The sequence below is a fragment of the Brevibacterium sp. LE-L genome, assembly GCF_050214925.1.
Classification (GTDB): Bacteria; Actinomycetota; Actinomycetes; order Actinomycetales; family Brevibacteriaceae; genus Brevibacterium.
This window is the reverse complement of sequence record NZ_CP189759.1, coordinates 2,084,348-2,110,307: the sequence shown is the minus strand read 5'-3', so window position 1 is coordinate 2,110,307 and position 25,960 is coordinate 2,084,348. Positions and strand designations below refer to the sequence as shown.

Sequence of the window (25,960 nt, the reverse complement as noted above, 5' to 3'; positions counted from 1 at the left end):
CAGTCGAAGAAGATGAGTGACATGATCACCAACCACGACACCATTGACGTATTCATCGGCATCGATGTCGGCAAACACGACCACCACGCCGTGGCGCTGGCCAGGGACGGCACCCAACTACTGTCGAAGGCCCTGCCCCAGAACGAAGCAAAACTCCGAGCACTCATCGACAAGCTCCGCACCCACGGGACACTCCTGCTCGTCGTCGATCAGCCCGCCACGATCGGAGCCCTACCCGTCGCCGTCGCACAAGCAGCCGGCGTCACCGTGGCCTACCTCCCCGGGTTGGCGATGCGCCGCATCGCGGACCTGCACCCAGGAGAGGCAAAGACCGATGCCCGGGATGCCGCGATCATCGCTGAAGCCGCCCGCACCATGCCACATACCCTGCGCGGGATTCGGGTCAGCGATGAAAACGTCGCGGAACTGTCGATGCTGTGTGGCTACGACGATGACCTCGCCAAACAAGCCACGGCCACGTCGAACAGGATCCGGGGCCTACTCACCCAGATACACCCCGGACTAGAAGCCGTCATCGGTGCCCACCTGGACCATCCTGCAATGACGGCGCTGCTGGTGAAGTACCCGACACCGAAGGCTCTACGTCGGGCCGGCAAGCACCGGGTCGAGACGCTGCTGGCCAAACACGCTCCACGAGCGTGGAAACGCTGGGCGACAGCGATCTTCGCCGCCTTGGACGAGCAGACTGTGGTGGTCGCGGGCACCGATGCGGCAGGGATCGTTCTCCCGCAACTGGCCACAGCTTTGGCTCAGACGAGGTCGTCGCGGGACGAGGTCTTTGCACGGATCGAGGAGTTGGTGGAATCGCATCCTCTTTTCGAGCTCCTGACATCGATGCCGGCAGTCGGCGTCAGGACAGCGGCGAGGATCCTGACCGAGGTCGTGGGCAAGGACTTCGCCACTGCCGGGCACTTGGCCTCTTACGCCGGTTTGGCACCGGTGACGTGGCGATCGGGGACGTCGATCCGTGGTGATCATTCGTCCCGCCGTGGCAACAAAGTCCTCAAACGGGCGCTATTCCTCTCGGCATTCGCAGCGTTGAAAGACCCGTTGTCGAGGACGTACTACGACCGGAAACGTGCCCAGGGCAAGAAGCATAACCAGGCTCTGATCGCGTTGGCTCGTCGACGCTGCAACGTATTGTTCGCGATGCTGCGTGACGGTTCCTATTTCCACGTACCGATGGAGGCCACTGCCGCGTAGACAGGTTCCGAAGCACCCACGTCCAGTCCGAGACTGCGTCCCGGACCAATCAGTCCTGCCCAGCATCAGCCGGCAAGACTATTCGAAGAAATCTTGGTCTGGGGTGTCATGATTTGAGTAGACAGCAGAACCCGATGAAAGGAAACTGCTGCACATGACTACCAACCAATCCCCGCGGCGGCCCCGCAGAGAGTTCACCTCGGAGTTCAAGGCCGACGCCGTCGCGATGGTCACCGACCTCGGGAAGTCCCGAGCCGAAGTCGCCCGCGACCTCGACATCAACGAGTCGACGCTGGGCCGGTGGGTCGCGAAGGCCACTGGCACTGAAGGAACCGGCTCCGGATCAGCTCGACGCGCTCCCGACGCCAACAGTGATGACCCGGCCGAGATGGCCAAGGAAATCGCTCGTTTGAAGCAGGAGAACGCGTTCTTGAAAAAAGCCGCGGCCTTCTTCGCGAAGGAACAGCCGTGAGCGCGAAGTACGAGCTGATCCACACCGAAGAAGGCGCCTTCCCCGTCACCTTGATGACCCAGATTCTGGGAATTGAGCGCACCGGCTACTATGCGTGGAAGAACCGGCAGGACACCGAACCGGACCCTGAGTCCAGGCGTGGTCGCCGCCAGATCGTCGCCGACCGGGTCTACGCCCTGTGGTTGGCGTCGAACAAGGTCTACGGCATTCGCCGGATCCACAAGGATCTCGCAGCCGAAGGGATCACCGTTTCGCTGGGGTTGGTCGCTGCGATCATGCGCGAGCTCGGGATCGCGGGTGTCCAACCCCGGGCAACGAAGCGAACCACGATCCCTGCCGCCGATGCCCAGGACAGGGCGGATCTGGTGCGGCGGGAGTTCAACCCGCCGGTACCCACGACGCATCTGGTCAGCGACATCACTTATCTGAAGACGGGTGAGGGGTGGTTGTTCCTGGCCACGGTCATCGATCTCACGACCCGGATGGTGGTGGGGTGGGCGACGGCGAAGCATATGCGCACGAGTCTGATCATCGATGCTCTTAAGGTCGCCTACCAGGGCGGATACGTTGCCGAGGGCGCAATAGCGCATTCGGATCGAGGCAGCCAGTACACCTCTGCGGAGTATGCGGAAGTCGCACGATTGATGCAGGTTCGCTTGTCAGTGGGCAGGACTGGGGTGTGTTGGGACAACGCGGTCGCGGAGGCGTTTTTCGCTTCGTTGAAGAATGAGATGTTCCATCGTCAGCGATTCGCTACTCGCGCAAGGGCACGGCTGGCGGTCGCGGAGTATATCGAGGTGTTCTACAACCGGAAGAGGCGTCACTCGGCGTTGGGCTATGAGATCCCTGCCCGGGCGATGGAGTCGTTCTTCGATCGCACCGAGACGGAATCATCGGCAGCCGACCGGGCTGCTTGAGGAAATAGTGTTCTCCTGTCGAAACAACTTGACACAGTCCAGTCACCCCTTGACGAAAACCATAGGGGCACCCGTTACCTTTTAAGTAGCCTCAACATCCGTCAGGATAGAAGGGGTCGCTGGCCTGAGGACCTCGGCATGATTCATGCCCCCAGTCGTCATGATCCGGGGGGGGGGGTGTTGTCACCGAGGTTCGAAGGCACCAGGGAAATCGCTGATAGGGGCCAGAACCACTGGCAGAACACATGCCTCGAGCCCGACCGTAACGTGGATGCCGAACCCCGGAGCCACCCAGCACCACCGGCCAGCCGAACCACTCACAACCGCAGTCACACCAGTCGAAGAAGATGAGTGACATGATCACCAACCACGACACCATTGACGTATTCATCGGCATCGATGTCGGCAAACACGACCACCACGCCGTGGCGCTGGCCAGGGACGGCACCCAACTACTGTCGAAGGCCCTGCCCCAGAACGAAGCAAAACTCCGAGCACTCATCGACAAGCTCCGCACCCACGGGACACTCCTGCTCGTCGTCGATCAGCCCGCCACGATCGGAGCCCTACCCGTCGCCGTCGCACAAGCAGCCGGCGTCACCGTGGCCTACCTCCCCGGGTTGGCGATGCGCCGCATCGCGGACCTGCACCCAGGAGAGGCAAAGACCGATGCCCGGGATGCCGCGATCATCGCTGAAGCCGCCCGCACCATGCCACATACCCTGCGCGGGATTCGGGTCAGCGATGAAAACGTCGCGGAACTGTCGATGCTGTGTGGCTACGACGATGACCTCGCCAAACAAGCCACGGCCACGTCGAACAGGATCCGGGGCCGGGACTGCTGAAGGTTTGGTTGACTTCACGACTGGATAAATTCCAGGAAGGATAGTAGTCATGCCAAAGATCTACACCGATGAGTTCAAGCAATCAGCGCTCGAGCTCTTGGACGATGGAATGACCCAGAAGCAGGTGTGTGCCGACCTCGGTATCTCGAAGTCAGCTCTCCAGGCCTGGGTGCGTGACTCGCGGCTACGCGAGCACGGACTCGAGCCCTCCCGTGATGTCGAGGAGTCACGCGCCCAGGCGGCAGCGCTGAAACGCATTCGCGAGCTCGAGCGTGAGAACAAGATCCTCCGCGAGGCCGCAGCGTACCTCTCGCAAGCGAACTTGAAGCTCGGTGGCCATCACCCAAAATGATGTACCCGCTGGTCCTTGACCTTGCTGCCACCGGGGTGCCGGTGGCAGTGACCTGTCGGGTGCTCGGCTTTACCAAGCAGGGGTTCTACAAGTGGTGCGCTCATCCGGTCTCAGCTCGGGACTGGGACGAGGCACATCTGATCAATGCCGCCTACGACGTTCATACGGACGATCCTGAGTTCGGGCACCGGTTCATCGCCGATGAACTCCACGCCGCGGGTCTGCAGACGTCAGAGCGTCGTGTGTGGCGATTGTGCTCCCAGCAGCAGTTGTTCTCGCACACGATCAAACGAGCCCGGAAACACGGCAAGAAGCCCGGCCCACCAGTGTGTGACGACCTCGTCGAACGCGACTTCACTGCCAAGGCAATCAACGAGTTGTGGCTGACCGACGTTACCGAACACCACACCAGTGAGGGCAAGCTGTACATGTGCGCGGTCAAGGACGTGTTCAGCAACAGAATCATCGGCTATGCCATCGATTCGAGGATGAAATCTCGCCTGGCTGTGGCGGCGATTGATGATGCTGTGGCCCGTCGTGGCGGGTCTGGAATGATTGCCGGGTGTGTCGTTCACTCGGATCGCGGCTCGCAATTTCGTTCTCGGAAGTTCCAGCAGGCTCTACGGCATTACGGGCTCGTCGGATCGATGGGTCGGGTCGGTGCTGCTGGTGATAATGCGGCGATGGAATCGTTCTTCGCCGTGTTGCAGAAGAACGTCCTCGATCGGGGCCGTTGGGACACGCGAGCGAGGTTGCGCACAGCGATCGTCCACTGGGTCGAGCGGACCTATCACCGGAAGCGTCGACAGCGACGTTTGGGTAAACTGACCCCGGTTGAATACGAGCTTGTTCACCAAAAGGCCGTCGCCCTGGCGGCATAAACCCAGGAGTCAACCAAACCTTCAGCAGTCCCGCCTACTCACCCAGATACACCCCGGACTAGAAGCCGTCATCGGTGCCCACCTGGACCATCCTGCAATGACGGCGCTGCTGGTGAAGTACCCGACACCGAAGGCTCTACGTCGGGCCGGCAAGCACCGGGTCGAGACGCTGCTGGCCAAACACGCTCCACGAGCGTGGAAACGCTGGGCGACAGCGATCTTCGCCGCCTTGGACGAGCAGACTGTGGTGGTCGCGGGCACCGATGCGGCAGGGATCGTTCTCCCGCAACTGGCCACAGCTTTGGCTCAGACGAGGTCGTCGCGGGACGAGGTCTTTGCACGGATCGAGGAGTTGGTGGAATCGCATCCTCTTTTCGAGCTCCTGACATCGATGCCGGCAGTCGGCGTCAGGACAGCGGCGAGGATCCTGACCGAGGTCGTGGGCAAGGACTTCGCCACTGCCGGGCACTTGGCCTCTTACGCCGGTTTGGCACCGGTGACGTGGCGATCGGGGACGTCGATCCGTGGTGATCATTCGTCCCGCCGTGGCAACAAAGTCCTCAAACGGGCGCTATTCCTCTCGGCATTCGCAGCGTTGAAAGACCCGTTGTCGAGGACGTACTACGACCGGAAACGTGCCCAGGGCAAGAAGCATAACCAGGCTCTGATCGCGTTGGCTCGTCGACGCTGCAACGTATTGTTCGCGATGCTGCGTGACGGTTCCTATTTCCACGTACCGATGGAGGCCACTGCCGCGTAGACAGGTTCCGAAGCACCCACGTCCAGTCCGAGACTGCGTCCCGGACCAATCAGTCCTGCCCAGCATCAGCCGGCAAGACTATTCGAAGAAATCTTGGTCACCCCTTGACGAAAACCATAGGGGCACCCCCCACTCGGTCGGGCGGGGCGAGGAACTCATCGACATCGTCACAGTGAGTGGTCGACGTCGATAGACGATGCCTGCGCTTCTGTCACAGAACTGGCACAGATGTCCGGCTTTCCGCACCGCCGCCCGGTGGTGGTCTCCACTACTGTGAGAGGGCAGCAACTTCGAAAGGACCACCATGTCGAACAACCCCGGACAGCCGACCAGCGGGCGCCACGTGCCGCCGAACTATTCCCAGGCTTCGGGCCCCAGCAGCCCTGTACGCAGTCCAGCCAGAACGGTCAGCCGGTCTCCACCCAGCCCTACGGTTCCCAGGCGAACCGATCACCGAACTACGGTACGCTCTACACCCAGGTGGACTATGGGCAGTAGAGCGGTGACAACGGTCAGCCAGATTATGGTCAGCAGAGGCAGGTGGTCAATCCTGTGCTCTTCAATTCCGAGATGCTGCCCGAACACGCCTATGGTTCCGGTTCCGAACAGTTCTGGGCGGCCTCGGACTCCGAACGGACCACGGCACTGTGGCGCCACCTCGGTGCCATCTTCTTCGGGTTCGTGCCGCTCATCATGTACTTGGTCAAGAAGGACGAATCACCGTACATCCGTGAGCATTCCCGGCAGGGTCTCAACGCGATGATCACAAACACGATCATCACGACAGGAGCCGTTCTTCGTCTTCGGCTTCTTCGGGTTCCTGCTCGCCCTCGTGACTTTCGGGTTCGGTTTCCTCCTCATGTATGCCGCATTCATCGTCCCCGTGGTCTAACTTCGTCTTCTGCATCATCGCCGCCGCAGCGGCGAACCGGGGTGAGGGATACAGGTTCCCGCTCACCATCAACTTTGTGAAATGAGTCGGCGTCCGGCCGACGAATCCAGGAAGGGACAGACATGTCAGAGAATCCGCAGCGGCCCGACGACGAACCCTCGCGTCCGATGCCGCCGAACTATTCGCAGTCATCCGGTCCACAACAGCCGTACACACAGATCCCGCAGTCCGGACCCTGGCCGGCTGAGGGCTCCCAGCCGCCGTACGGGCAGCACGGAGGCTACAGCGCAGGACCTATGGGGATGTCCTCCGCTCAGTCCCCGGCCGCCTCGGTGCCCATCGGAACCGAGCTGCCCTCCGCCGCCTACGGCCCGGGATCGGTCGGATTCTGGAACGCCGACGAGACGGAGCGCACCACCGCACTGTGGTCTCACCTCGCACACGCTGCGACCTATGTCATCGGACTCGGCTGGATCGTCACCCTCGTCCTCTACATCATCAACAAGGACAAGTCCCCGTACCTTCGGCACCATGGTGCGCAGTCACTCAATCTGCTCATCATCGGCGTCATCGCCGGATTCGGCATCGGACTCATCGGCGGCATCCTCACGATCGTGGGCATCGGATTGCTCATCCTCCTGCTCCTGCCGCTGCTGACCATCTACATGATCGTCATCGAAATCATCGCGGCGATGGCCGCCAATCGCGGTGAGGGCTACCGAATCCCGATGACCCCGAACTGGATCAAGTGATCTGAGAGCCGAGGCCGGTGTCCGGGCAGTCTCTGCCCGGACACCGGCCCTTTCTCATCCCCGTTCGCGGGGTCTCACACGTATTCGGTGAGGATGCGCACCATGTGGTCTGCGAGCAGGCGACCCTGCAGCGTCGGCTGGAACCAGCCGTCCTCTGCCGCATCGTGATCGAGAAGCCCCTGCTTCACGAAGGTTCTGATCGCCTGCTGACTGCCCGGGGCCAGGGTTTCGAGACGCAGCTCGCCGTCGATGCGGGCGGCGAGCATGATCCTCTCGATCTCGCGCGTGCCCGCGTCGAGGACCTCGCGTCCGATCGACGGGGACTGTCCGGCCAGCAGCCGGTCGGCCCACGCCCGCGGGTGTTTGGCATTCCAGAACCGCACTCCCCCGACATGCGAATGTGCCCCGGGACCGTACCCCCACCAGTCGGCATTGCGCCAATACGCCATATTGTGCTCGCACCGGGTCTTTTCACCCGTCGACCAGTTGCTAACTTCGTACCAGTGCAGTCCGGCCGCAGTCATCGCCGCATCGGCGATCTCGTACTTGTCGGCCAGATCGTCCTCATCCGGCATCGACAGCTGCCCGCGGCGGACCATCGCCCCCATCTTCGTCCCCGGTTCGACGATGAGCGAATAGGCCGAGATGTGGTCGACCTCATTCGCCAGTGCCACGTCGAGGGACCGACGCCAATCCTCGATCGACTCCCCCGGCGTGCCGTAGATGAGGTCGAGGCTGAGTTCGAGACCCGCCTCCTTGACCCAGCGGGCCACCTCGGGGATCTTCTTCGGATCGTGCGTCCGGTCGAGAGTCGCCAGCACATGCGGCACCGCCGACTGCATGCCCATGGAGATCCGATTGAAACCGGCACCCGCCAGGGTCGCGATATAGGCCGGATCCAAGGTGTCGGGGTTCGCCTCGGTGGTGATCTCGACGTCGGCGGCCAAGCGGAACCGGGCGCGGATGTCGTCCATCACCCCGGCGAGGACCTCGGCTTCCAGCAGCGTCGGGGTTCCTCCGCCGAAGAAGATCGTCGCGACCTCACGATCGCCCGCCCCCGCCTCGGCGAGGGTGGACACGGACAGATCGAGCTCACGGGCGAGATTGCCGCGGTAGTCGTCACGGGAGGCACCTGGACCGAGATCCTCGGCGGTGTAGGTGTTGAAGTCGCAGTACCCGCAGCGGACCCGGCAATAGGGGACGTGGACGTAGAGGCTCAGCCCGCGGTCGGCGGCACCGATGCCCGCCGAGGCGGGAAGGGAGCCGTCGAGCGGAGGGACCTCACCGGTCGGTTGAGCGGGCACTTACTTCTTGCTGTCCTTCGTATCCGGTTCGTCGGAGGACAGCGCGGCGATGAACGCGTCCTGCGGCACCTCGACGGTGCCGACCATCTTCATCCGCTTCTTGCCTTCCTTCTGTTTCTCGAGCAGTTTGCGCTTCCGGCTGATGTCGCCGCCGTAGCACTTGCTCAGCACGTCCTTGCGGATGGCGCGGATGGTCTCACGAGCGATGATCCGCGAGCCGATGGCCGCCTGGATGGGCACCTCGAACTGCTGACGCGGGATGAGCTTGCGCAGCTTGCCGGCCATCGCCACACCGTAGGAGTAGGCGTTGTCGCGGTGGACGATCGCGGAGAACGCATCGACCTGATCGCCGTGGAGCAGGATGTCGACCTTGACCAGATCGGAGGCGTCCTGGCCGTCGTCGGAGTAGTCGAGGGAGGCATAGCCCTTCGTCCGGGACTTCAGCTGGTCGAAGAAGTCGAAGACGATCTCGGCCAGCGGCAGGCGGTAGCGGATCTCCACCCGGTCCGAGGACAGGTAGTCCATGCCCTGGAGTTTGCCGCGTCGGTCCTGGCACAGCTCCATCACCGCACCGATGAATTCGCTCGGAGTGAGGACCGTGGCCTGGACCATCGGCTCGCGGACTTCCTTGATCTTGCCCGTCGGATATTCGCTCGGGTTCGTCACGATCGTCTCGGTGCCGTCTTCCATCGTCACGTCGTAGATCACGGACGGGGCGGTGGAGATGAGGTCGAGGTCGAACTCCCGCTCGAGACGGTCGCGCAGGACTTCGAGATGGAGGAGTCCGAGGAACCCGCAGCGGAAACCGAAGCCCAGCGCCGTCGAGGTCTCCGGCTCATAGGCCAGGGAGGCGTCGTTGAGTTTGAGTTTGTCGAGGGCGTCGCGCAGCACCGGGTAGTCGGAGCCGTCGATGGGGAAGAGTCCGGAGAACACCATCGGTTTGGGTTCCCGGTAGCCTTCGAGCGGCTCGGCGGCAGGCTTCGCCGCCGCCGTCACGGTGTCACCGACCTTCGACAGGCGCACGTCCTTGACGCCGGTGATGAGGTAGCCGACCTCACCGACGCCCAAGCCCTTCGTCGCCTTCGGTTCGGGTGAGGAGGCGCCGATCTCGAGCAGTTCGTGAGTCGTGCCCGTCGACATCATCTCGACCTTCTCCCGCGGGGTCAGAGAACCGTCGATGACGCGCACATAGGTGACCACGCCGCGATAGGTGTCGTAGACGGAGTCGAAGATCATCGCCCGGGCCGGAGCCTCGGCGTCGCCGACCGGGGAGGGAATGTCCGTGATGATCCGGTCGAGGACCTCCTCGACGCCTTCACCGGTCTTGCCGGATACGAGCAGGCAGTCCTCGGGTTCGCAGCCGATGAGGTTCGCGAGCTCGTCGGCATACTTCTCCGGCTGCGCCGCGGGCAGATCGATCTTGTTGAGCACGGGGATGATCGTCAGATCGTTCTCCATGGCCAGGTAGAGATTGGCCAGAGTCTGGGCCTCGATGCCCTGAGCGGAGTCGACGAGCAGCAGCGCGCCCTCGCAGGCGGCCAGGGAGCGAGAGACTTCGTAGCTGAAGTCGACGTGGCCGGGGGTGTCGATCATGTTCAGCGCGTACGGGGTGTCCTCGTGCTCCCACGGCATGCGCACCGCCTGGGACTTGATGGTGATGCCGCGTTCGCGTTCGATGTCCATCCGGTCGAGGTACTGGGCGCGCATATCGCGGTTCTCGACGACACCGGTCATCTGGAGCATGCGGTCGGCGAGAGTCGACTTTCCGTGGTCGATGTGAGCGATGATGCAGAAATTGCGGATCAGCTCGGGTGAGGTGGCAGACGGTGAAATCCGCTTGAGTGCTTCCTTATTCACCTGAGGTGACATGAACGCCCTTCCTTTGACAGATCAGATCTCCAGACAGACCAGATCACTCATTCTTTCATGACTTGCATGCGGAGCTGGAATCCGCGCCTATTCGGGACCCGATCAGGGAAGATGGAGCCATGAGCGAATTCTCGATCATGAGCTTCAATCTGCGCTACCCGGCGATGGACGGCCACCCGGTGGCCGATCGGATGCCGATCGCCGCCGAGCTCATCCGCGCCGCCCATCCGCACATCATCGGCACCCAGGAAGGGGAGCTCGATCAGCTCGAGACCCTCATCAGCCTATTGCCCGAAGAGTACATCTGGCTCGGCGAGGGCCATTCCGGCGGCAATTCCGGAGAGTTCACCGCGGTGATCCTCGATTCGACCCGCTTCGATGTCGATGCCGTCGACATCTCCTGGCTGTCAGAACAGCCCGAGACCGTCGCCTCGGAGTCCTGGGGCGTCTCGCACGCCCGGACCCTGACGACCGTCGACGTCCGCGATCTCGGCACCGGCCGAGGCCTGCGGGTGCTCAACACCCACCTCGATCACAGGTCCGAACGTGCCCGGCTCGAGTCGGGGCGGATCATGGCCGACACCATCACCGAGGCGGCCGGCCCATGCGTCGTCACCGGTGACTTCAACGTCGCCACCGGATCTCCCGTCTACGACTTCTTCTGCTCAGAGCTCGGCCTCACCGACACGGCCGCTGAGGTGCCCGGCGAAGACATCGGCACCTTCCACCGGTACCGGGGACCGAAGGCCGGCGAGCCCCGCATCGATTGGATCCTCACCACGGCGGGCCTGCGCACGATCTCCACGCGCATCGACACGTTCGCCGTGGAGGGGAAGTACCCGTCCGATCACTTTCCCGTCGAGGCGGTTCTCGAGTTCACCTGATTCTGCGGGTCCCGCCGGAGTTCACGCACCTCCATTAGGCTGTGGGCATGAATTGGAAATCACTGGTCAACCGGGCTGCACGGATCGGGGTCCGGGAGGGCCTGCGCTATCTGCGTCAGTCGCAGTCGAAGAGGAAGTCCGGCACTGCACCGGGCCGCACCGATGTCCCGCGGCAGTCTCCCGCGCCGCAGGGCGGCAGCACCGGGACGAGCGGTTCGCAGTCGAATGGCCCGAACAGGTCGTCAGGATCTGGTGAATCACCTCGATCCGGCGGTGCCTACCCGGGTGACTTCACGGGCCCGCTCAAGGTCAGCTACTCCCCCGACCTCGACGGCGAGGCCGATCCGGGCGAGGTCGTCTGGGGCTGGATTCCCTTCGAAGAGGACTACTCGCAAGGCAAGGACCGGCCGTCGCTGGTCGTCGGTCGGGACGGGAAATGGGTGCTCGCGCTCATGCTCACGAGCAAGGACCATATTCCCGGAGGGGTCGGCGAAGTCCGCGAGGATCGGCACGCCCGCTGGATGAACATCGGTTCCGGTGACTGGGATTCGCAGGGCCGCCCCTCGGAGATCCGGCTCGACCGCGTCATCCGACTCGATCCGACGTCGATCCGCCGCGAAGGGGCGATCATGCCGCGTGAGGTCTTCGACCATGTGGCGAAGAACGTCGGCGCCTGAGACTTCTCTCCTCCGGTCTCAGTGCCGTCTCTGCCGAGTGCCGGTGACGCCCCATAGCGCGTCACCTGCGGTCGGTCTGCACCGCCGACGCCCTCATGCCGCGGATTTCCGGCCGGGGACTCCGGCCTGTATCATTGGTTGCTGTGTCTTCATCAAGGCGTGTGTCTCGCCGAGGTCGGGTGAAGATGCCGTCGGATCCGATATCGTCGATGTGTTTCCCCGCGGAGACGGTCAGGTCGGTTCGATGCGCCCTCACGACCATGTACCACTAACACGAAAGAGTGTTGAAATTGGCTAATATCAAGTCACAGATCAAGCGGAACAAGACCAACGAGAAGGCTCGTCAGCGCAACAAGGCTGTCCGGTCCGAGGTTCGGTCCTACGTCCGCGTCGTGCGCGAGAACATTGCTGCCGGCAAGAAGGACGAAGCGCAGCAGGCATATGCTGCCGCGGCCCGCATGCTCGACAAGGCTGTTTCGAAGGGTGTTCTGCACAAGAACAACGCTGCGAACCGCAAGTCGCGCATGGCTACGCAGATCAACGCTCTCTGAGCTGACGACTGAGGCTATAGCTTCACGGGGTCCGGTCCGAAAGGATCGGACCCCGTGTCTTTTTCCCCTAATTGCTACTCGACGGGCGCCCAGCAACCTCGCGCGAGGTTGCTGGGCGCCCGTCGGGTAGCAAGTGGTGGGGGTTAGCGGATGCGGGCGAGGCGGCTGACCTCGGAGACGAACCATTCGACGGCATACACCGGGTCACGTCCGCCACCTTTGACGGCCTCATCGGCTTCGGCGGCGGCGATGAGCGACTGGCCCAGCGCCACTTCGTTCCACCGCCGCACCTCGCGTCGGGCGCGGTCGACCTGCCACGGCGCCATCTTCAGCTCCGAGGCCAGCTCCCCGCTGGTGCCGGAGAACCCCTGCACCTTCGCCATGCCGCGCAGCTTCATCGCCACTGCGGCCACGAGCGGAACCGGATCGGACCCTGTCGACAGGGCATGCCGGAGCAGGCTGAGCGCCTTCTTCACATCCCCGGCCACGGCCGCATCGGCGACCTTGAACCCGGTCGCTTCGACCCGCCCGCCGTAGTACTGGTCGACGACTTCGGCGGTGATGGTGCCTTCGGTGTCCTCGATGAGCTGGTCGACACCGGCGTTGAGCTCGGCCAGATCCGATCCCAGCGCCGACATGAGCGCAGCCATTCCCGCCTCATCGATCCGACGCTTCGCCGTTTTGAACCGGGTCTGCGCGAACTTCGCCCGGTCGCTCTCGTTCTTCAGCACGGCCGCATCGATGCGCGGGAATCCGGCGGCGTCGAGTTTCTTCACCAGCTTCGCACCGCGGTTGCCGCCGGCGTGCAGGAGCAGCACGACGGCATCGTCATTGGGTTCGTCGAGGTAGGCCAACGCATCGTTGAGGAAATCCTCCGAGCATTTCTCGACGGCGTCGACGACGATGAGCTTCGAGGAGGAGAAGAGGGAGGGTGAGGCCGCCATGGCCAGCTCACCGGTCTGGTACCCGGCCGCGTCGAATTCGATCTCCTCGGGATCGGACTTCCGTGCCGCTGTGACGATCCGGTCCTTGGCCATGCGCACAAGCACCGATTCGCTGCCGGAGATCATGACGACGGGGGCCGGTTTCGCCGAACTCCACGGGACCAGGGTCTTCTTCACTGCCATGGTTCCCAGCCTATCGCGGTCGACAGACGCGAACCGCACGCACCGGCCCGTGCGACCACACCGAGGCGGTCGCCCCCGGAACCGGTCCGCTCCTTCTCATCCCGGGCTCTCCGGGCAGCCGCGGCCCGTGCTGAACCGTCCTTCGGCATAGAGGGCGACCGACCCGCAATGGTCGGTCCGCAGCACCGGCACGGGTCCGAAAGCCCGCAGCGATCTGCCGGTGGGGTGCCCGTAGCTGTTCTCCCCGACGGACACGACGCCCAGGCGCGGGTGTGCAGCGGTGAAGAACTCCGTCGCCAGATCGGACGAACCGTGGTGCGGGGCGATGAGCACATCGACCGGCTGCACACTCTGCGCGAGCACGAACTGCTCCTCGGCCCCCACGTCCCCGGGCAGCAGAGTGCTCAGCCCCTCCTGCTCGATGTGCACGACCAGCGAGTCCTCATTGCGCAGCTCCTCGTCCTCTCCAGCAGGCACTTCCCGCCGAGGCGGCCACAGCACCTGCGCCGTGGTCGCACCGAAGCTCAGAGTCTGCCCGCGATGGGTCGGGACCACCTCGGCGCCGGTGTCGGCGACCATCCGCTTGGCCTCGGCCGAGTCGGCGACGTTCGCGGACACGAAGAGCCGGTCGATCTGCCTCCCCCAGGTCGTTCCCGCGTACCCGGCGAAGTGGTCGGCGTCGAAGTGGGAGATGAGCAGGTCGAACTCTTCGACCCCGGACTCGTCGAGGCAGATGTCGATGGGTTCGGATTCCTTGCCGGTGTCGACGACGAGCCCCCGACCCTCGCCGAGGTTGATGACCGCTCCGGATCCCTGCCCGACATCGCAGACGAGGACGAGCCAGTCGGCGGCGGGAGGTTTCGACCGCACACTGATGACGACGGCGGCGGTGAGGACGAGGCACAGGACGAGGACCGGCAGACCCCATAGGCGACGACGCACGAGCAGCCAGGTCCCCACCGCGGCGATCCCGAGCAGCCCCACAGCCAGCAGGGTCCCCCAGGGTGGGACCGGCCAGTCGAGAGCCGCTCCGGGCAGGCCCGCGCAGAACCGGGCGATGAGGACGATCCACCACGCGGGCAGAGAACCGAGCCAGGCGAGCACGGCCGCGACGAGGTCCGGGCCGAGCAGTCCGGTGGAACCGATTCCGGAGCTCACGAGGCTGAGGAACCCGGCCACGGTCGCCGGAAGAACGGCGGGCGCGGCCAGGGCGTTGGCTGCCACGGACCAGAGCCCGATGCGCGGGTCGATGGCCACGAGGACCGGGGTGCAGGCCAGTTGGGCGACGAACGGGACGATGACAGCGGTGACGAGCACGCTCGGCAGCAGCGGGAAATGGACGGCGAGTCGGCGCAGCAGGATCGGGACGACGAACATGATCGCGGCCGTGGACACCACGGACAGGACGAACCCCACCGAGGTGGCCAGGACCGGGACGAAGGCCAGAAGCAGGCTCGCCGTCGAGCACATCACCGCCACCGGTGAGATCCCTCCCCCGCGCAGGAACACGAGCGCCGCGGCGATGGCCATGCCGGCGGCCCGGATCGCGCTGGGTTCGAAACCGACGATGAAGACGTAGCCGATGCAGGTGAGCACTCCGATGCTCACACGCAGGCGCGGTCCTGCCCGGCAGGCGCCCGCGAGCAGGCCGGCTCCGAGGCTGACGATCGTGACGTTGCTGCCCGAGACCGCTGAGATGTGGGTGAGCGAGACAACTCGCATCTCCTCGGCCATCCGCGCGTCCTGTGGTCCGGTGTCCCCGACGACGAGTCCGGGCAAGAGGCGTCCTCCGTCGTTGCCGGCGGCCAGCGCGTTCGTGCGCAGCTCGGTGCGCAGATGCTCACGCCATTGCCAGGTCCCATTCGGTGCGATGAGCACTTCGGGGGCGGTCTCGGTCGTTCGGATGTCGTCGAGGCGTTCGGTGCGCATCCGCACCTTCGCCCCGTCGTCGACGGCTTCGGGGCTGAGCACCTCGGTGAACCCGGTGCCGCTGAGCAGGGTCAGCCGGGTCCAGCCGGTGGCACCGGGCTGGCTGTGACCGACGACGATGCCGACGCTCTCGTCCTTCCCGTCCGGTCCCCGTGCGGCGGTCAGGGCGGTGATCTGTATCGTCAGCAGGCACGCGAAGACGACGAGACCCACGCCGAGGTGGTGGTGCCGTCGCAGGAGGAGAAACCCGAGGGCACCGAACAGCGGCGTCAGTGTCAGCGCCCAGGGTCCTGGGGCGAAGAGGGCACTGGTCCACAACCCTGCCGCGCAGCACAGGAGCCGGACCGACCCCGGCCACAGTTGAACCCGCGATCGCAGCCAGGCCGACACGGCCGCTGCGCGTTCAGCCCACCGTGACAAGGTCTTTGAGGCTTTCGAAGGTCTTCGGTCCGATGCCTTTGACGAGCAGCAGATCCTCGACGCTTGCGAACGGTTGGCTCTGCCGATGGCTGATGATGGCCTCGGCGGTGACCGGACCGACCCCGGGCAGGGTCTGCAGGGTGGTGAGGTCGGCGGTGTTGAGATCGACCTGTCCTGCCGCTTCAGGGCCACCGGCGGCCCCGCCTGCTCCTGCTGGGTCCGGCCCGGTGCCGCTGGAACCGTCTGCGCCGGTTCCGGCCTCGGCGCCGGCGCCTTCGGCCGCGCCCGCGGTGTTGCCGGCCGACTCCGGTTCTGTCCCGGCGGGTTCTTCTCCTTCCTGCGGAATGTGGATCTGTTCGCCGTCGGCGAGCACCCGGGCCAGATTCACCGATTCGGCGTCGGCCCCCTCTTTCAGACCGCCGGCGGCTTCGACGGCGTCCTCCACTCGGGCCCCGCTGTCGAGAGTGACCACGGACGGTGATCTCACGGCTCCCGTGACATGGACGATGACCTGTCCGGCTGCCTTCGCCGAGGCGGTTCCCGCCTCCCCATTGCCGGTTCCCGCCGCTGCAGCCTGGCCGGACTCATCGTCCCCGGCCGTCGTCGAGGACCCGACCGGTTCGGAGGCTGCTTCCCGACCGTCGGCCTGCTCTGCGGGGTGTTCGCCGGTGGCTGTCGGTGTGTGCCGGTCGGCGGGGCGGAAGAGGAAGAATCCGAGGACGAGCACTCCGACCGTGGCGATGGCGACCGCGACGAGGACAGGCAACCGCACCCGCCGAGGTGCCACAGGCTCTTCCTCACCGGCGGAGTCGGCGGTGAAGACATCGCCCGGCACCCACCCGCCGCGCTCGGCGCTGGCGTTGAGGAGCCCGGCGAATCGATCATCCGGAGACACAGCCATGGTCCGAGGCTAGGACGCGACCCGGCGGCGAGCGAGACACAGAAAAGGGCCTGTGGACGGCGTTTCTGCGTCCCCAGCCCCCAGGCGCCTGAGTCAGGCGTCCGTCCCCACGATTCGGTGGCGGAGTCGGTGCTGCAACGCTCAGGGGGTCGTCTGGACGCTCACCCCGATCGTGCCGGGCCCCACATGCGCGGTGATGATCGTCGACAGGGTCCGGAACCGGGCGTCGAAGCCGAGCTCGCGCAGGCGGTCGGTCAGGGTCGCGACATCGGCGTCGTCGGTCTCACCTTCGGCCTGCTGGATCTCCACGGCCACGTGCGCACCGGAGTCGGAGAGCTCCTCGGCCGCGGCGACGCAGAGCGCCACCATCTTCTCGAGGGCCTTGGCGCGGGTGCGCACTCGAGCCAGGGGCACGACGACGCCGGCATTGAGACCGAGCACCGGCACGATCTGCAGGGCCCTGCCGAGCAGCGATTCCGCGGCTCCGATGCGGCCGCCTCGGCGAAGGTGTTCGAGGGTGCCGGGGGCGAAGAAGGTGCGGGTCTCCCCCGCACACCAGTCGGCGACGGTCCCGGCGATGGATTCGACGTCGAGTCCCTGCCGGATGCCGGCCACGGCGATGTCCAGGGCTCCGGCCTGCCCCGCCGAGGTGGACCGGGAGTCGACGACGTCGATGAGCATGTCTTCGGCTTCGGCGGCCTTGACAGCCGAGTCGCAGGTTCCCGAGAGCTCACCGGACATGGTGATGACGATGAGGGCTTCGGCCCCGCGGCTGCGGAGACCGGAGAAGGCCTGAGCGAATTGGTCCGGGGTGGCCATCGAGGTCGAGACCTCGGCGCCGGCGGTCATCTTCGCGCACAGCTGGCCGGCGTCGATCTCGCCGTCGGCGAAGGCGACTCCGCCGACGAGGACGGTCAGCGGGACCACAGCGAAGAGACCGTCGGTGGCTTCTTCCAGCGCCTTCGATTCGGCTGGCGACAGCTGTGCCGTGGAGTCGGTGACCAGCCCGATCCTCATGGACGGCCCAGAGCTCGATACGTCCACCCGGCCTCGCGCCAGAGCGCGGGAGTGAGCACATTGCGGCCGTCGACGAGGACGTGCCCGTTGACCAGCTGCGCGGTCTCCGCCGGGTCGAGATCCCGGTATTCGCGCCATTCGGTCAGCAGCAGCACAGCATCGGCACCGGTCAGCGCCTCCGCGGTGTCGGCAACGTAGTTGAGTTCGGGGAACGAGATGCGGGCATTGCCGATCGCCTGCGGATCGGTGACGGTGACGACTCCGCCCTGGGTGGCGATCAGCCGGGCCACGGCCAGTGCCGGGGAATCGCGGACATCGTCGCTGTCGGGTTTGAACGCCGCACCGAGGACCGTGATCTTCTTGCCGATGAATGACCCGCCGAGGGCGTCGCGGGCGATGTCGACCATGCGTACGCGACGACGCATGTTGATCGAGTCGATCTCCTTGAGGAATGCCACCGCCTGATCGGCGCCGAGTTCGCCGGCACGGGCCATGAACGCGCGGATGTCCTTCGGCAGGCAGCCGCCGCCGAAGCCGAGGCCGGCGTTGAGGAACTTGCGCCCGATCCGATCGTCCATGCCGATGGCATCTGCCAACTGGGTGACGTCGGCACCGGAGGCTTCGCAGAGTTCGGCCATGGCGTTGATGAATGAGATCTTCGTGGCCAGGAATGAGTTCGCCGCGGTCTTGACGAGTTCGGCGGTGGCGAAGTCGGTGACCATGCGCGGGGTGTCCTCGGCAAGAATTGCCGCGTACACCTCGTCGAGGACCGCCGCCGATTCCTGCCCGGCGGCACCGGGCGCGACGCCATAGACCAGACGGTTCGGGTGCAGGGTGTCTTCGACGGCGTGGCCTTCGCGGAGGAACTCGGGGTTCCACATCATCGCCGCACCCGTGTCGGCGATGACACCGGCCAGTCGGTCCGCCGTGCCGACGGGAACGGTCGACTTGCCCACAACCACGGATGTCGGAGTCAGGTGCTCGTGCAGGGATTCCACGGCGGCGTCGACGAAGGTGACGTCGGCGGCGAACTCGCCGGGCTTCTGCGGAGTGCCGACACAGACGAAATGCACGCGCGCATCGGCCGCGCGGGAGGCATCGGTGGTGAATTCGAGTCTGCCCTTGTCCTGAGCCTTCACGAGAAGTTCACTCAGTCCCGGTTCGAAGAAGGACGGACGCCCGGAGGTCAGCGCCTCCACCTTGGCTTCGTCGACGTCGACACCGATGACCTCATGTCCCAGAGAGGCCATGGCCGCCGCATGCACCGCGCCCAGATATCCGCAACCGATGACTGAAATCTTCAAGCTGAGCTCTCCTGCGTATAGGCATGCGTTTTCGCACCACACTATATGCCACCCGGTTGCACGATATGTGGAGGTTGAAACAGTAGGCTGGGAAATGTGAAGCGTTTCCTGGATTTCCTCACCAACTCACCGGCCGCCGTGACGTTTGCGGTGCTCACCGTGCTCGGCATTGTGGCCTTCGCCATCCCCGCACTGCACCCTGCCGCGTGGATCATCGGGCTCGTGCTGTGCCTGGCAGTGATCGTGGCGCTGCTGATGTTCCACGGTGAATGGCGGCGGTCCCAGCGGCAGATCGATGCGCTGCGCCAGCAGCTGAGCACCGAGCGCGGACGGATGGACACACCCGGTCTCACCCCGGTCGAAGACACGATCGAACTGCTTCCCGACGAGCGACGCGCCCGACGGATCCTCGAACTCATCCCGGATTCAGGCGGCCTCGTCCAGTCGCTGCGTCTCGATGCCACCTTCGGCACTCTCGCCGTCGACGAGCTCAAGCCCCTGTACACGTTCTGCGAAGAGTTCAAGAAGACCAGTTTCGACAATCCGCGCTCGCACACCGCGTTCATGAACCTCTACCGGGCCGCAGAAGGTCTGTCGCTGTGGGTCAAGGACGAAACGCAGGTATCGGACGAGGATTCGACGACTCGTGAGATCCGGCCCGGTGACGCCCGGAACGAGGGCTGGCGCGAGTACACGGAAGCTCGCAGCCGCGGCGAACGCCTCAGCGACGAATTCGTCTCCTCCCGCTGGGAGTTCAACCAGACTGCGCTCGAACTCGGACTCGTCTCCGGAACCCCACCGTTCACCGACTGAGTGGGCATCTGCCGGATCCCGACGGCAGCTCCCGACGGCAAAGAGTCCTGACTCCGGAAACATCTGACCGCCGCTGACGCAATCGTCAGCGGCGGTCAGATGTTTCGCCGATGCCTCGGTTCTGCAGAAGTCCTCAGTGCCGGATCCACCAGGTGTCCGTCGGGGCCACCGGGGTGCGCCTCTTGTGTTCGGAGCGCCGGTACTTCTCGATGAGCGCCGAGGCGGCCGCCGCCTCGATCTCCTTGCCCTCGAGGAAATCGTCGATCTGGTCGTAGCTGAGACCCAGCGAGGATTCGTCGGTCTGCCCGGGTTCGTCATCGAGCAGATCCGCCGTCGGGACCTTGACGATGAGGTGCTCGGGAGCGCCGAGGTGGGCCAGCAGGGCCCGACCCTGCCGCTTGTTCAGTCCGGCCAGGGGGACGACATCGGCCGCACCGTCACCGAACTTCGTGAAGAAGCCGGTGACCGCCTCGGCGGCGTGATCGGTGCCGACGACGAGCGCGCGCTTCTCCCCCGCCAGCTCGAACTGTGCGATCATCCGCATCCGGGCCTTGACATTGCCCTTGCCGAAGTCCGTGATCGGTGTGCCCGTCGCCTTCTCGTACTCATCGGCGGCCGCATCCGTGGCGGCGCCGATGTTGATGACGACCTCATGGTCGGCACCGATGAAGGACATGGCGTCCTGAGCGTCCTGCTCATCGGTCTGCACATGATGGGGCAGGCGCACCGCCCAGAACTCGGCCTCGGCACCGCGGCGGCGCAGATCCTCCACCGCCAGCTGACACAGCCGACCGGCCAAGGTGGAGTCCTGGCCGCCGCTGATGCCGAGCACGAGACCCTTCGCACCGGTGGTGAGGACATAGTCGACGAGGAACTCGACCCGGCGTGCCACCTCGGTGGCGGGGTCGATCGTCGGTCTCACTCCGAGCTGAGAACGGATCTGCTCCTGAACGGTTTCGACTCTCATTGACTCTCGATCCTGCGATTGGCCGCGCCGTTTCTCAGGCGTGGGGAACGATGTTGACCAGCTTCGGTGCGCGCACGATGACCTTGCGCACTCCCGCACCGCCGAGCGCCTTCACGGCGTTCGGCGATTCGAGTGCCAGCTTCTCCAGGTCGTCGGCGCTGATGTCCGGGGAGACCTCGAGACGGGCGCGCACCTTGCCTTTGACCTGCACCACGCAGGTGACGGTGTCGTCGACGAGGTGCTGCGGGTCCGCTTCGGGGAAGGTCGCATAGGTGACCGTCGATTCGTGACCGAGACGCTGCCACAGCTCCTCCGCCATATGTGGAGCGAAGGGTGCGAGCATGACCGTGAGCGGCTCCAGCACCTCACGGCTGGCCCCACCCTGTTTGGTCGCATGGTTGGTGAGCACGATGAGCTTGGAGATCGCGGTGTTGAACCGCAGATGGTCCATATCGTCACGGACTCCGTCGATGACCTGGTGGAGGACCTTGAGCGAGGCGTCATCGGCGCCGCCCTCCTCGACCACGGACTCGCCGGTGGATTCGTCGACGAAGAGTCGCCACACACGCTGCAGGAAGCGGTGAGCGCCGACGACGGCTCGAGTCTCCCACGGACGGTCCTGCTCCAGCGGTCCCATCGACATCTCGTAGACGCGGAAGGTGTCGGCACCGTAGGCGTCGTACATCTCGTCGGGCATGACCGAGTTCTTCAGCGACTTACCGATCTTTCCGTATTCGCGGTTGACCTGCTCGCCGTTGTACCAGAAAGTCAGCTCGCCGTTGCTCTCGGTCCTCTCCTCCACCTCGGCGGCGGGGACGTAGACACCGCGGGAATCGGTGAAGGCATACGCCTGGATGTACCCCTGGTTGACCAACCGGTGGAAGGGCTCCGAAGAGGAGATGTGCCCGAGGTCGAAGAGCATCTTGTGCCAGAACCGGGCGTAGAGCAGGTGGAGCACGGCATGCTCCTGACCACCGACGTAGAGGTCGGCGCCGCCGCGCGGCTTCGACTTCCGCGGTCCCAGCCAGTACTTCTCATTGACCGGGTCGACGAGACGCTCGTCGTTGTGCGGGTCGGCGTAGCGCAGCTGGTACCACGAGGATCCAGCCCAGTTGGGCATCGTGTTCGTCTCGCGGTGATAGGTCTTGAGACCGTCGCCGAGGTCGAGCTCGACCGTGGCCCAGTCCTGGTTGCGGCTCAGCGCGGGTTCCGGACGGCTGTCGGCGTCATCGGCGGCGTAGGTGCGCGGGGCGAAGTCGTCGACCTCGGGCAGCTGCACGGGCAGCATCTCATCGGGCAGGGCGATGGGCGTGCCGTTCTCGTCATAGACGATCGGGAACGGTTCGCCCCAGTAGCGTTGCCGGGAGAACAGCCAGTCCCGCAGTCGGTACTGCGTCGACTCCGTGGCCAGGCCCTTGTCCGCCAGCCACCGCGTCACCGCGGCCTTGGCCGCATCGATATCGAGCCCGTTGATGTCGAGCTCGGCGTTCGCCGAATTCACCATCACACCGGTGCCGGTGTAGGGAGTGTCCTCATCGTGGTCGGCCGGAGGCTGCACGGTGCGGATATAGGGCAGGCCGAACGTCTTCGCGAAGTCCCAGTCGCGGGCGTCTTCGGCCGGCACGGCCATGATCGCCCCGGTGCCGTAGCCCATGAGGACGTAATCGGCGATGAACACCGGAACTTCGGCCCCCGTCGCCGGGTTGAGCGCATAGGAGCCGGTGAAGATGCCGGTCTTCTCCCGGCTCTGCTGCCGGTCAGCGTCGGTCTTGGCCGCCGCGGCGCGCTGGTAGGCGGCGATCGCCTCGGCGGGGGTGGCCCCTCCCCCGCGCCAAGAGGCGGGTACGGACTCGTCCCAGGCCGCGGCGGTGAGCTCGGCAACCTGCGGATGTTCGGGGCTGAGAACGAGGTAGGTGGCACCGAACAGGGTGTCCGGACGGGTCGTGTACACCTCGATCTGCCGGTCATCTTTCCCGGCCACGGGCAGGCGCAGCAGCGCACCCTTCGACCGACCGATCCAGTTGACCTGCATGGCGTGGATCGCATTCGGCCAATCGAGGCCGTCGAGGTCGTCGATGAGACGGTCGGCGTAGGCGGTGATGCGCATGTTCCACTGGCGCAGCCGGCGAGTGAAGACCGGATAGTTCCCGCGTTCGGACAGGCCCTCGGCCGTGACTTCCTCATTGGCCAGCACGGTGCCCAGGCCCGGGCACCAGTTGACCGGGGACTCGGAGACATAGGCCAGCCGGTAGCCCTGCAGGACATCTTCCTGCTCGGTCCCGCTGAGGGCGGACCAGGCGCGCCCGTCCGGGGTCGAACGGGCACCGGAGGCGAACTGTTCGATGAGAGTCTCGATCGGGCGGGCCGCTCCCTTGGGCTCGCCATCGGGGGTGGTCGCCTCGGGGTCGTACCAGGAGTTGAAGATCTGCAGGAAGATCCACTGCGTCCATTTGACGAACTCGTCGTCGGTCGTGGCGAAGCGGCGGCGCACATCGTGGGCCAGACCCAGACGACGCAGCTGTTCGGTCATGTTCGCGATGTTCGCGTCGGTGGTGATGCGCGGGTGCTGACCGGTCTGGACGGCGTAGAGGTCGGCGGGCAGTCCGAAGGCGTCGTACGACAGGGCGTGCATGACATTGTGCCCGCGCATGCGCTGGTACCGGCCGTAGACATCGGTGCCCAGATACCCCAGAGGGTGGCCGACGTGCAGCCCCACACCAGAGGGGTAGGGGAACATGTCCATGATGTAGAGGGATTCGCGCTCACTGAGATCCGTCGGCGGACTGTAGGGCGAGGAGGCGTCCTGGGAGGCGAGCTCGCCGAGGTCTCCGGTGGGGTTCGGGGTGTGGAACGTGCCCGATTCCTCCCATGTGCGCTGCCACGACTTCTCGATCTTCTCGGCCAGCGCCGCATCATAGCGGAAACCGGTCTCCTCAGGGTTCGTCGTCATTACCTTCCTTCGCTGGACAGACGTGAGCGGGTTCCGACCATCGTACTCTGAACACCCCTCGATTCGACTTGGTTAGACTGCCCACAGGGCAGCGGACGCCGGATATCTCGGCAAACGTGATCGATTTCACTGAGACCCGGCCGAACTGTAAGATAACCGAGCAGTAACTTACGTCCTCGAAGGAGACCCATGAGCTCAACGACCATGCCGCAGTCGTCAACACCCGTCGTCGGTTTCGAGGTCGATACCACCTCGTCGACCACTGATATCTTCCTCCGCACAGTCGCGGAGGATCCCAGCCGCCCTCTCGTCGCCAAGCCCGACGGTGACGGGTGGATCGACACGACCGGTGCCGAATTCCTCGCCGAGGTCAAAGCCGCGGCGAAAGGGCTCATCGCCTTGGGCGTGGGAGTCGGCGATCGGATCGCGATCTTCGGGCCCACCTCCTATGAATGGACGCTGAGCGACTATGCCATCTGGTACGCCGGCGGAATCTCCGTGCCGTTCTACGACACCTCCTCAGAGAGCCAGCTCACGTGGATGCTCACCGACGCCGATGTCACGCGTGGGCTCGTCGCCACCGGCGAGCATGCCGAGCGGGTGCGCGCGGCGGCTGCGGCCGGTGGACGCGAAGAGCCGGCGCTGCGGGTCTGGGAGGACAGCGCATTCGCCGATCTCGCCGAGGCCGGCAAGGACATCAGCGACGAGGAACTCGAGGCTGCCCGCTCGCAGGTCGGATCCGAATCCGTGGCCACGATCATCTACACCTCCGGCACCACCGGAAAGCCCAAGGGCTGCGTGCTCACCCACGCGAATTTCGTCCAGACTTCCCAGGCCGCCCGCCACCAGATCCCCAGTGTTCTGGACACGAAGATGCGCTGCCTGTTGTTCCTGCCGCAGGCCCACGTCTTCGCCCGGTTCATCGAGGTCCTGGCCATCAGCAACGGCGCTCTGCTCGCCCATCAGTCGGACCTGACGAAGCTCACCGATGCCATGGGCAGCTTCCGCCCGTCGTTCATCCTCGGTGTGCCCCGTGTCTTCGAGAAGGTCTTCAATTCTGCGCTGGCGACCGCTCAGGCAGGCGGGAAAGAGAAGATCTTCCGCCGCGCCGAGCAGGTCGCCGTCGCGTATTCGAAGGCTCTGGACACGGGCAAGGTTCCGACCAGTCTCAAGCTCCAGCACGCTCTGTTCGACAAGCTCGTCTATTCGAAGCTGCGTGCGGTCATGGGCGACAATGTCACTCATGCGGTCTCCGGAGGCGGTGCACTCGGCGCTCACCTCGGCCATTTCTTCCGCGGGCTCGGCATCATCGTCCTCGAAGGCTACGGACTCACCGAGACCACCGCCCCGATCACCGTCAACATTCCGGAGAAGTCGAAGATCGGCACCGTCGGCGTGCCGCTGCCGGGCGTCTCGGTGGCGATCGCTCCCGACGGTGAGATCCTGACCAAGGGCGTGCCGGTCTTCCGCGAATACTGGAACAACCCGGAGGCCACGGTCAAGGAGTTCCACGACGGCTGGTTCGGCACCGGTGACCTCGGATCCCTCGACGAGGACGGCTATCTGACGATCAATGGCCGCAAGAAGGAGATCATCGTGACCTCCAGCGGCAAGAACATCGCCCCGGCCCCGCTCGAAGACCGGCTCCGTCGACACCCGATCATCGGTCAGCCGGTCGTCGTCGGAGACAACCGGAAGTTCGTCTCGGCACTCATCTTCCTCGATTCCGAGATGCTGCCGACCTGGCTGAAGAACCACGACCTGCCGCAGATGGATCTGCGCGAGGCCGCTGCCGACGAAGCGATCCGTGCCGAGATCGAGAAGGCCGTGGACTCGGTGAACAAGACGGTCTCGCGCGCTCAGGGGATCAAGAAGTTCACGATCCTGCCCGTCGAGCTCAGTGAGGAGAACGGGTATCTGTCGGCCAAGCAGTCGGTCAAGCGCCATCTGGTCAGCAAGGACTTCGCCGCCGATATCGACGCTCTCTACGCGGACTGACCAGTCCCGCTTCACAGAGGCGGCCCGAGCGAGAACTGAGAGGAGTTCGCGCCCGGGCCGTCTCTGCATTCACGCGGATGCGGTCACACCGCACTTGCCGGATGCGCCGCGACAGGTCGTAAGCTGAAGCCAGAAGTCTCAACTCACCGACACC

General features: G+C 64.9%; 19 protein-coding genes and 3 pseudogenes. 13 read left to right on the top strand and 9 right to left on the bottom strand.

Translation table 11 applies throughout. The features are described from left to right. Positions 1–21 precede the first annotated feature (21 nt). From ACQE2J_RS09365 to ACQE2J_RS09330, 8 genes and pseudogenes are all read left to right on the top strand, one after another. Positions 22–1,224 (top strand): IS110 family transposase, encoded by a 1,203-nt coding sequence (locus ACQE2J_RS09365; RefSeq protein WP_426936256.1) that lies wholly within the window; start codon positions 22–24, stop codon positions 1,222–1,224. A 154-nt stretch (positions 1,225–1,378) separates the two neighbouring features. After that, a protein-coding gene (locus tag ACQE2J_RS09360; RefSeq protein ID WP_425120641.1) for an IS3 family transposase occupies positions 1,379–2,613 on the top strand; the annotation gives its coding sequence in 2 pieces (ribosomal slippage) (positions 1,379–1,664 and positions 1,664–2,613; 1,236 coding nt in all). A gap of 356 nt (positions 2,614–2,969) precedes the next feature. Continuing rightward, positions 2,970–3,446: pseudogene (locus ACQE2J_RS09355) on the top strand (IS110 family transposase); the annotation flags it as partial. A 61-nt stretch (positions 3,447–3,507) separates the two neighbouring features. Beyond that, positions 3,508–4,691 (top strand): IS3 family transposase gene (locus ACQE2J_RS09350; protein WP_420896842.1). Its coding sequence is split into 2 segments (ribosomal slippage): positions 3,508–3,765 and positions 3,768–4,691, totalling 1,182 coding nucleotides; the frame shifts between segments, so codons are not numbered across the junction. A gap of 34 nt (positions 4,692–4,725) precedes the next feature. Further along, positions 4,726–5,451: pseudogene (locus tag ACQE2J_RS09345) on the top strand (transposase); the annotation flags it as partial. Between the two features lie 570 nt (positions 5,452–6,021). Beyond that, a pseudogene (locus tag ACQE2J_RS09340) lies at positions 6,022–6,186 on the top strand (DUF4870 domain-containing protein); the annotation flags it as partial. Between the two features lie 128 nt (positions 6,187–6,314). Further along, positions 6,315–6,428, top strand: a complete 114-nt coding sequence (locus tag ACQE2J_RS09335) for a DUF4870 domain-containing protein (RefSeq protein ID WP_425120618.1) — start codon at positions 6,315–6,317, stop codon at positions 6,426–6,428. A gap of 37 nt (positions 6,429–6,465) precedes the next feature. Further along, a complete protein-coding gene (locus ACQE2J_RS09330; RefSeq protein ID WP_135541139.1) occupies positions 6,466–7,095 on the top strand; it encodes a DUF4870 domain-containing protein in 630 nt (209 codons plus the stop codon). Positions 7,096–7,169: 74 nt separating this feature from the next. Here the strand turns inward: ACQE2J_RS09330 and hemW are convergent, their stop codons facing one another. Both hemW and lepA read right to left on the bottom strand, forming a co-directional pair. After that, positions 7,170–8,399, bottom strand: coding sequence for a radical SAM family heme chaperone HemW (gene hemW / locus ACQE2J_RS09325; protein ID WP_135541141.1), 1,230 nt, complete (start codon positions 8,397–8,399; stop codon positions 7,170–7,172). Further along, complete coding sequence (gene lepA / locus ACQE2J_RS09320; RefSeq protein WP_135541143.1) at positions 8,400–10,268, bottom strand: translation elongation factor 4; 1,869 nt, start codon at positions 10,266–10,268, stop codon at positions 8,400–8,402. Positions 10,269–10,387: 119 nt separating this feature from the next. Here lepA and ACQE2J_RS09315 point away from each other — a divergent pair, with 119 nt between their 5' ends. The 3 genes from ACQE2J_RS09315 to rpsT all read left to right on the top strand — a co-directional run bounded on the left by ACQE2J_RS09315 (position 10,388) and on the right by rpsT (position 12,380). Then, positions 10,388–11,152 (top strand): endonuclease/exonuclease/phosphatase family protein, encoded by a 765-nt coding sequence (locus ACQE2J_RS09315; RefSeq protein WP_425120619.1) that lies wholly within the window; start codon positions 10,388–10,390, stop codon positions 11,150–11,152. 47 nt (positions 11,153–11,199) lie between these two features. Then, complete coding sequence (locus ACQE2J_RS09310; protein WP_135541147.1) at positions 11,200–11,829, top strand: type II toxin-antitoxin system PemK/MazF family toxin; 630 nt, start codon at positions 11,200–11,202, stop codon at positions 11,827–11,829. A gap of 290 nt (positions 11,830–12,119) precedes the next feature. Next, a complete protein-coding gene (rpsT, locus tag ACQE2J_RS09305; protein WP_135541149.1) occupies positions 12,120–12,380 on the top strand; it encodes a 30S ribosomal protein S20 in 261 nt (86 codons plus the stop codon). 143 nt (positions 12,381–12,523) lie between these two features. Here rpsT and holA read toward each other — a convergent pair whose 3' ends face one another. The 5 genes from holA to ACQE2J_RS09280 form a co-directional block, all read right to left on the bottom strand. Further along, positions 12,524–13,507, bottom strand: a complete 984-nt coding sequence (gene holA, locus ACQE2J_RS09300) for a DNA polymerase III subunit delta (RefSeq protein ID WP_135541155.1) — start codon at positions 13,505–13,507, stop codon at positions 12,524–12,526. A gap of 96 nt (positions 13,508–13,603) precedes the next feature. Further along, positions 13,604–15,754 carry a ComEC/Rec2 family competence protein gene (locus ACQE2J_RS09295; RefSeq protein WP_426937483.1) on the bottom strand — a complete coding sequence of 717 codons (2,151 nt, stop codon included), beginning with the start codon at positions 15,752–15,754 and terminating at the stop codon, positions 13,604–13,606. Between the two features lie 85 nt (positions 15,755–15,839). Then, a complete protein-coding gene (locus tag ACQE2J_RS09290) occupies positions 15,840–16,757 on the bottom strand; it encodes a helix-hairpin-helix domain-containing protein (protein WP_135541157.1) in 918 nt (305 codons plus the stop codon). Positions 16,758–16,898: 141 nt separating this feature from the next. Continuing rightward, positions 16,899–17,774 (bottom strand): DegV family protein, encoded by an 876-nt coding sequence (locus ACQE2J_RS09285; RefSeq protein WP_135541159.1) that lies wholly within the window; start codon positions 17,772–17,774, stop codon positions 16,899–16,901. Beyond that, entirely contained in the window at positions 17,771–19,078 is a 1,308-nt protein-coding gene (locus ACQE2J_RS09280; protein ID WP_135541161.1) for a UDP-glucose dehydrogenase family protein, read from the bottom strand. Before ACQE2J_RS09280 ends, ACQE2J_RS09285 begins: the two co-directional genes overlap by 4 nt. Before the next feature lie 96 nt (positions 19,079–19,174). On the opposite strand from ACQE2J_RS09280, the gene ACQE2J_RS09275 reads away from it, so the two are divergent. Continuing rightward, entirely contained in the window at positions 19,175–19,891 is a 717-nt protein-coding gene (locus tag ACQE2J_RS09275) for a hypothetical protein (protein ID WP_240689970.1), read from the top strand. Between the two features lie 133 nt (positions 19,892–20,024). Here the strand turns inward: ACQE2J_RS09275 and nadE are convergent, their stop codons facing one another. Next, positions 20,025–20,858: an ammonia-dependent NAD(+) synthetase gene (nadE, locus tag ACQE2J_RS09270; RefSeq protein WP_135541163.1), complete on the bottom strand. Its 834-nt coding sequence runs from the start codon at positions 20,856–20,858 to the stop codon at positions 20,025–20,027. A gap of 34 nt (positions 20,859–20,892) precedes the next feature. Beyond that, the gene (gene leuS, locus ACQE2J_RS09265) at positions 20,893–23,808 is read right to left on the bottom strand and encodes a leucine--tRNA ligase (protein ID WP_426937482.1); all 2,916 of its coding nucleotides are present in this window, start codon (positions 23,806–23,808) and stop codon (positions 20,893–20,895) included. 189 nt (positions 23,809–23,997) lie between these two features. On the opposite strand from leuS, the gene ACQE2J_RS09260 reads away from it, so the two are divergent. After that, the gene (locus tag ACQE2J_RS09260; RefSeq protein WP_426937481.1) at positions 23,998–25,806 is read left to right on the top strand and encodes an AMP-dependent synthetase/ligase; all 1,809 of its coding nucleotides are present in this window, start codon (positions 23,998–24,000) and stop codon (positions 25,804–25,806) included. Positions 25,807–25,960 lie beyond the last annotated feature (154 nt).

Coding starts and splice junctions, on each gene's coding strand:
- ACQE2J_RS09365 (WP_426936256.1), top strand. CDS start 22: ATGATCACCAACCACGACACCATTGACGTATTCATCGGCATCGATGTC.
- ACQE2J_RS09335 (WP_425120618.1), top strand. CDS start 6,315: ATGCCGCATTCATCGTCCCCGTGGTCTAACTTCGTCTTCTGCATCATC.
- ACQE2J_RS09330 (WP_135541139.1), top strand. CDS start 6,466: ATGTCAGAGAATCCGCAGCGGCCCGACGACGAACCCTCGCGTCCGATG.
- lepA (WP_135541143.1), bottom strand. CDS start 10,268: ATGTCACCTCAGGTGAATAAGGAAGCACTCAAGCGGATTTCACCGTCT.
- ACQE2J_RS09315 (WP_425120619.1), top strand. CDS start 10,388: ATGAGCGAATTCTCGATCATGAGCTTCAATCTGCGCTACCCGGCGATG.
- ACQE2J_RS09310 (WP_135541147.1), top strand. CDS start 11,200: ATGAATTGGAAATCACTGGTCAACCGGGCTGCACGGATCGGGGTCCGG.
- holA (WP_135541155.1), bottom strand. CDS start 13,507: ATGGCAGTGAAGAAGACCCTGGTCCCGTGGAGTTCGGCGAAACCGGCC.
- ACQE2J_RS09290 (WP_135541157.1), bottom strand. CDS start 16,757: ATGGCTGTGTCTCCGGATGATCGATTCGCCGGGCTCCTCAACGCCAGC.
- ACQE2J_RS09285 (WP_135541159.1), bottom strand. CDS start 17,774: ATGAGGATCGGGCTGGTCACCGACTCCACGGCACAGCTGTCGCCAGCC.
- nadE (WP_135541163.1), bottom strand. CDS start 20,858: ATGAGAGTCGAAACCGTTCAGGAGCAGATCCGTTCTCAGCTCGGAGTG.
- leuS (WP_426937482.1), bottom strand. CDS start 23,808: ATGACGACGAACCCTGAGGAGACCGGTTTCCGCTATGATGCGGCGCTG.
- ACQE2J_RS09260 (WP_426937481.1), top strand. CDS start 23,998: ATGAGCTCAACGACCATGCCGCAGTCGTCAACACCCGTCGTCGGTTTC.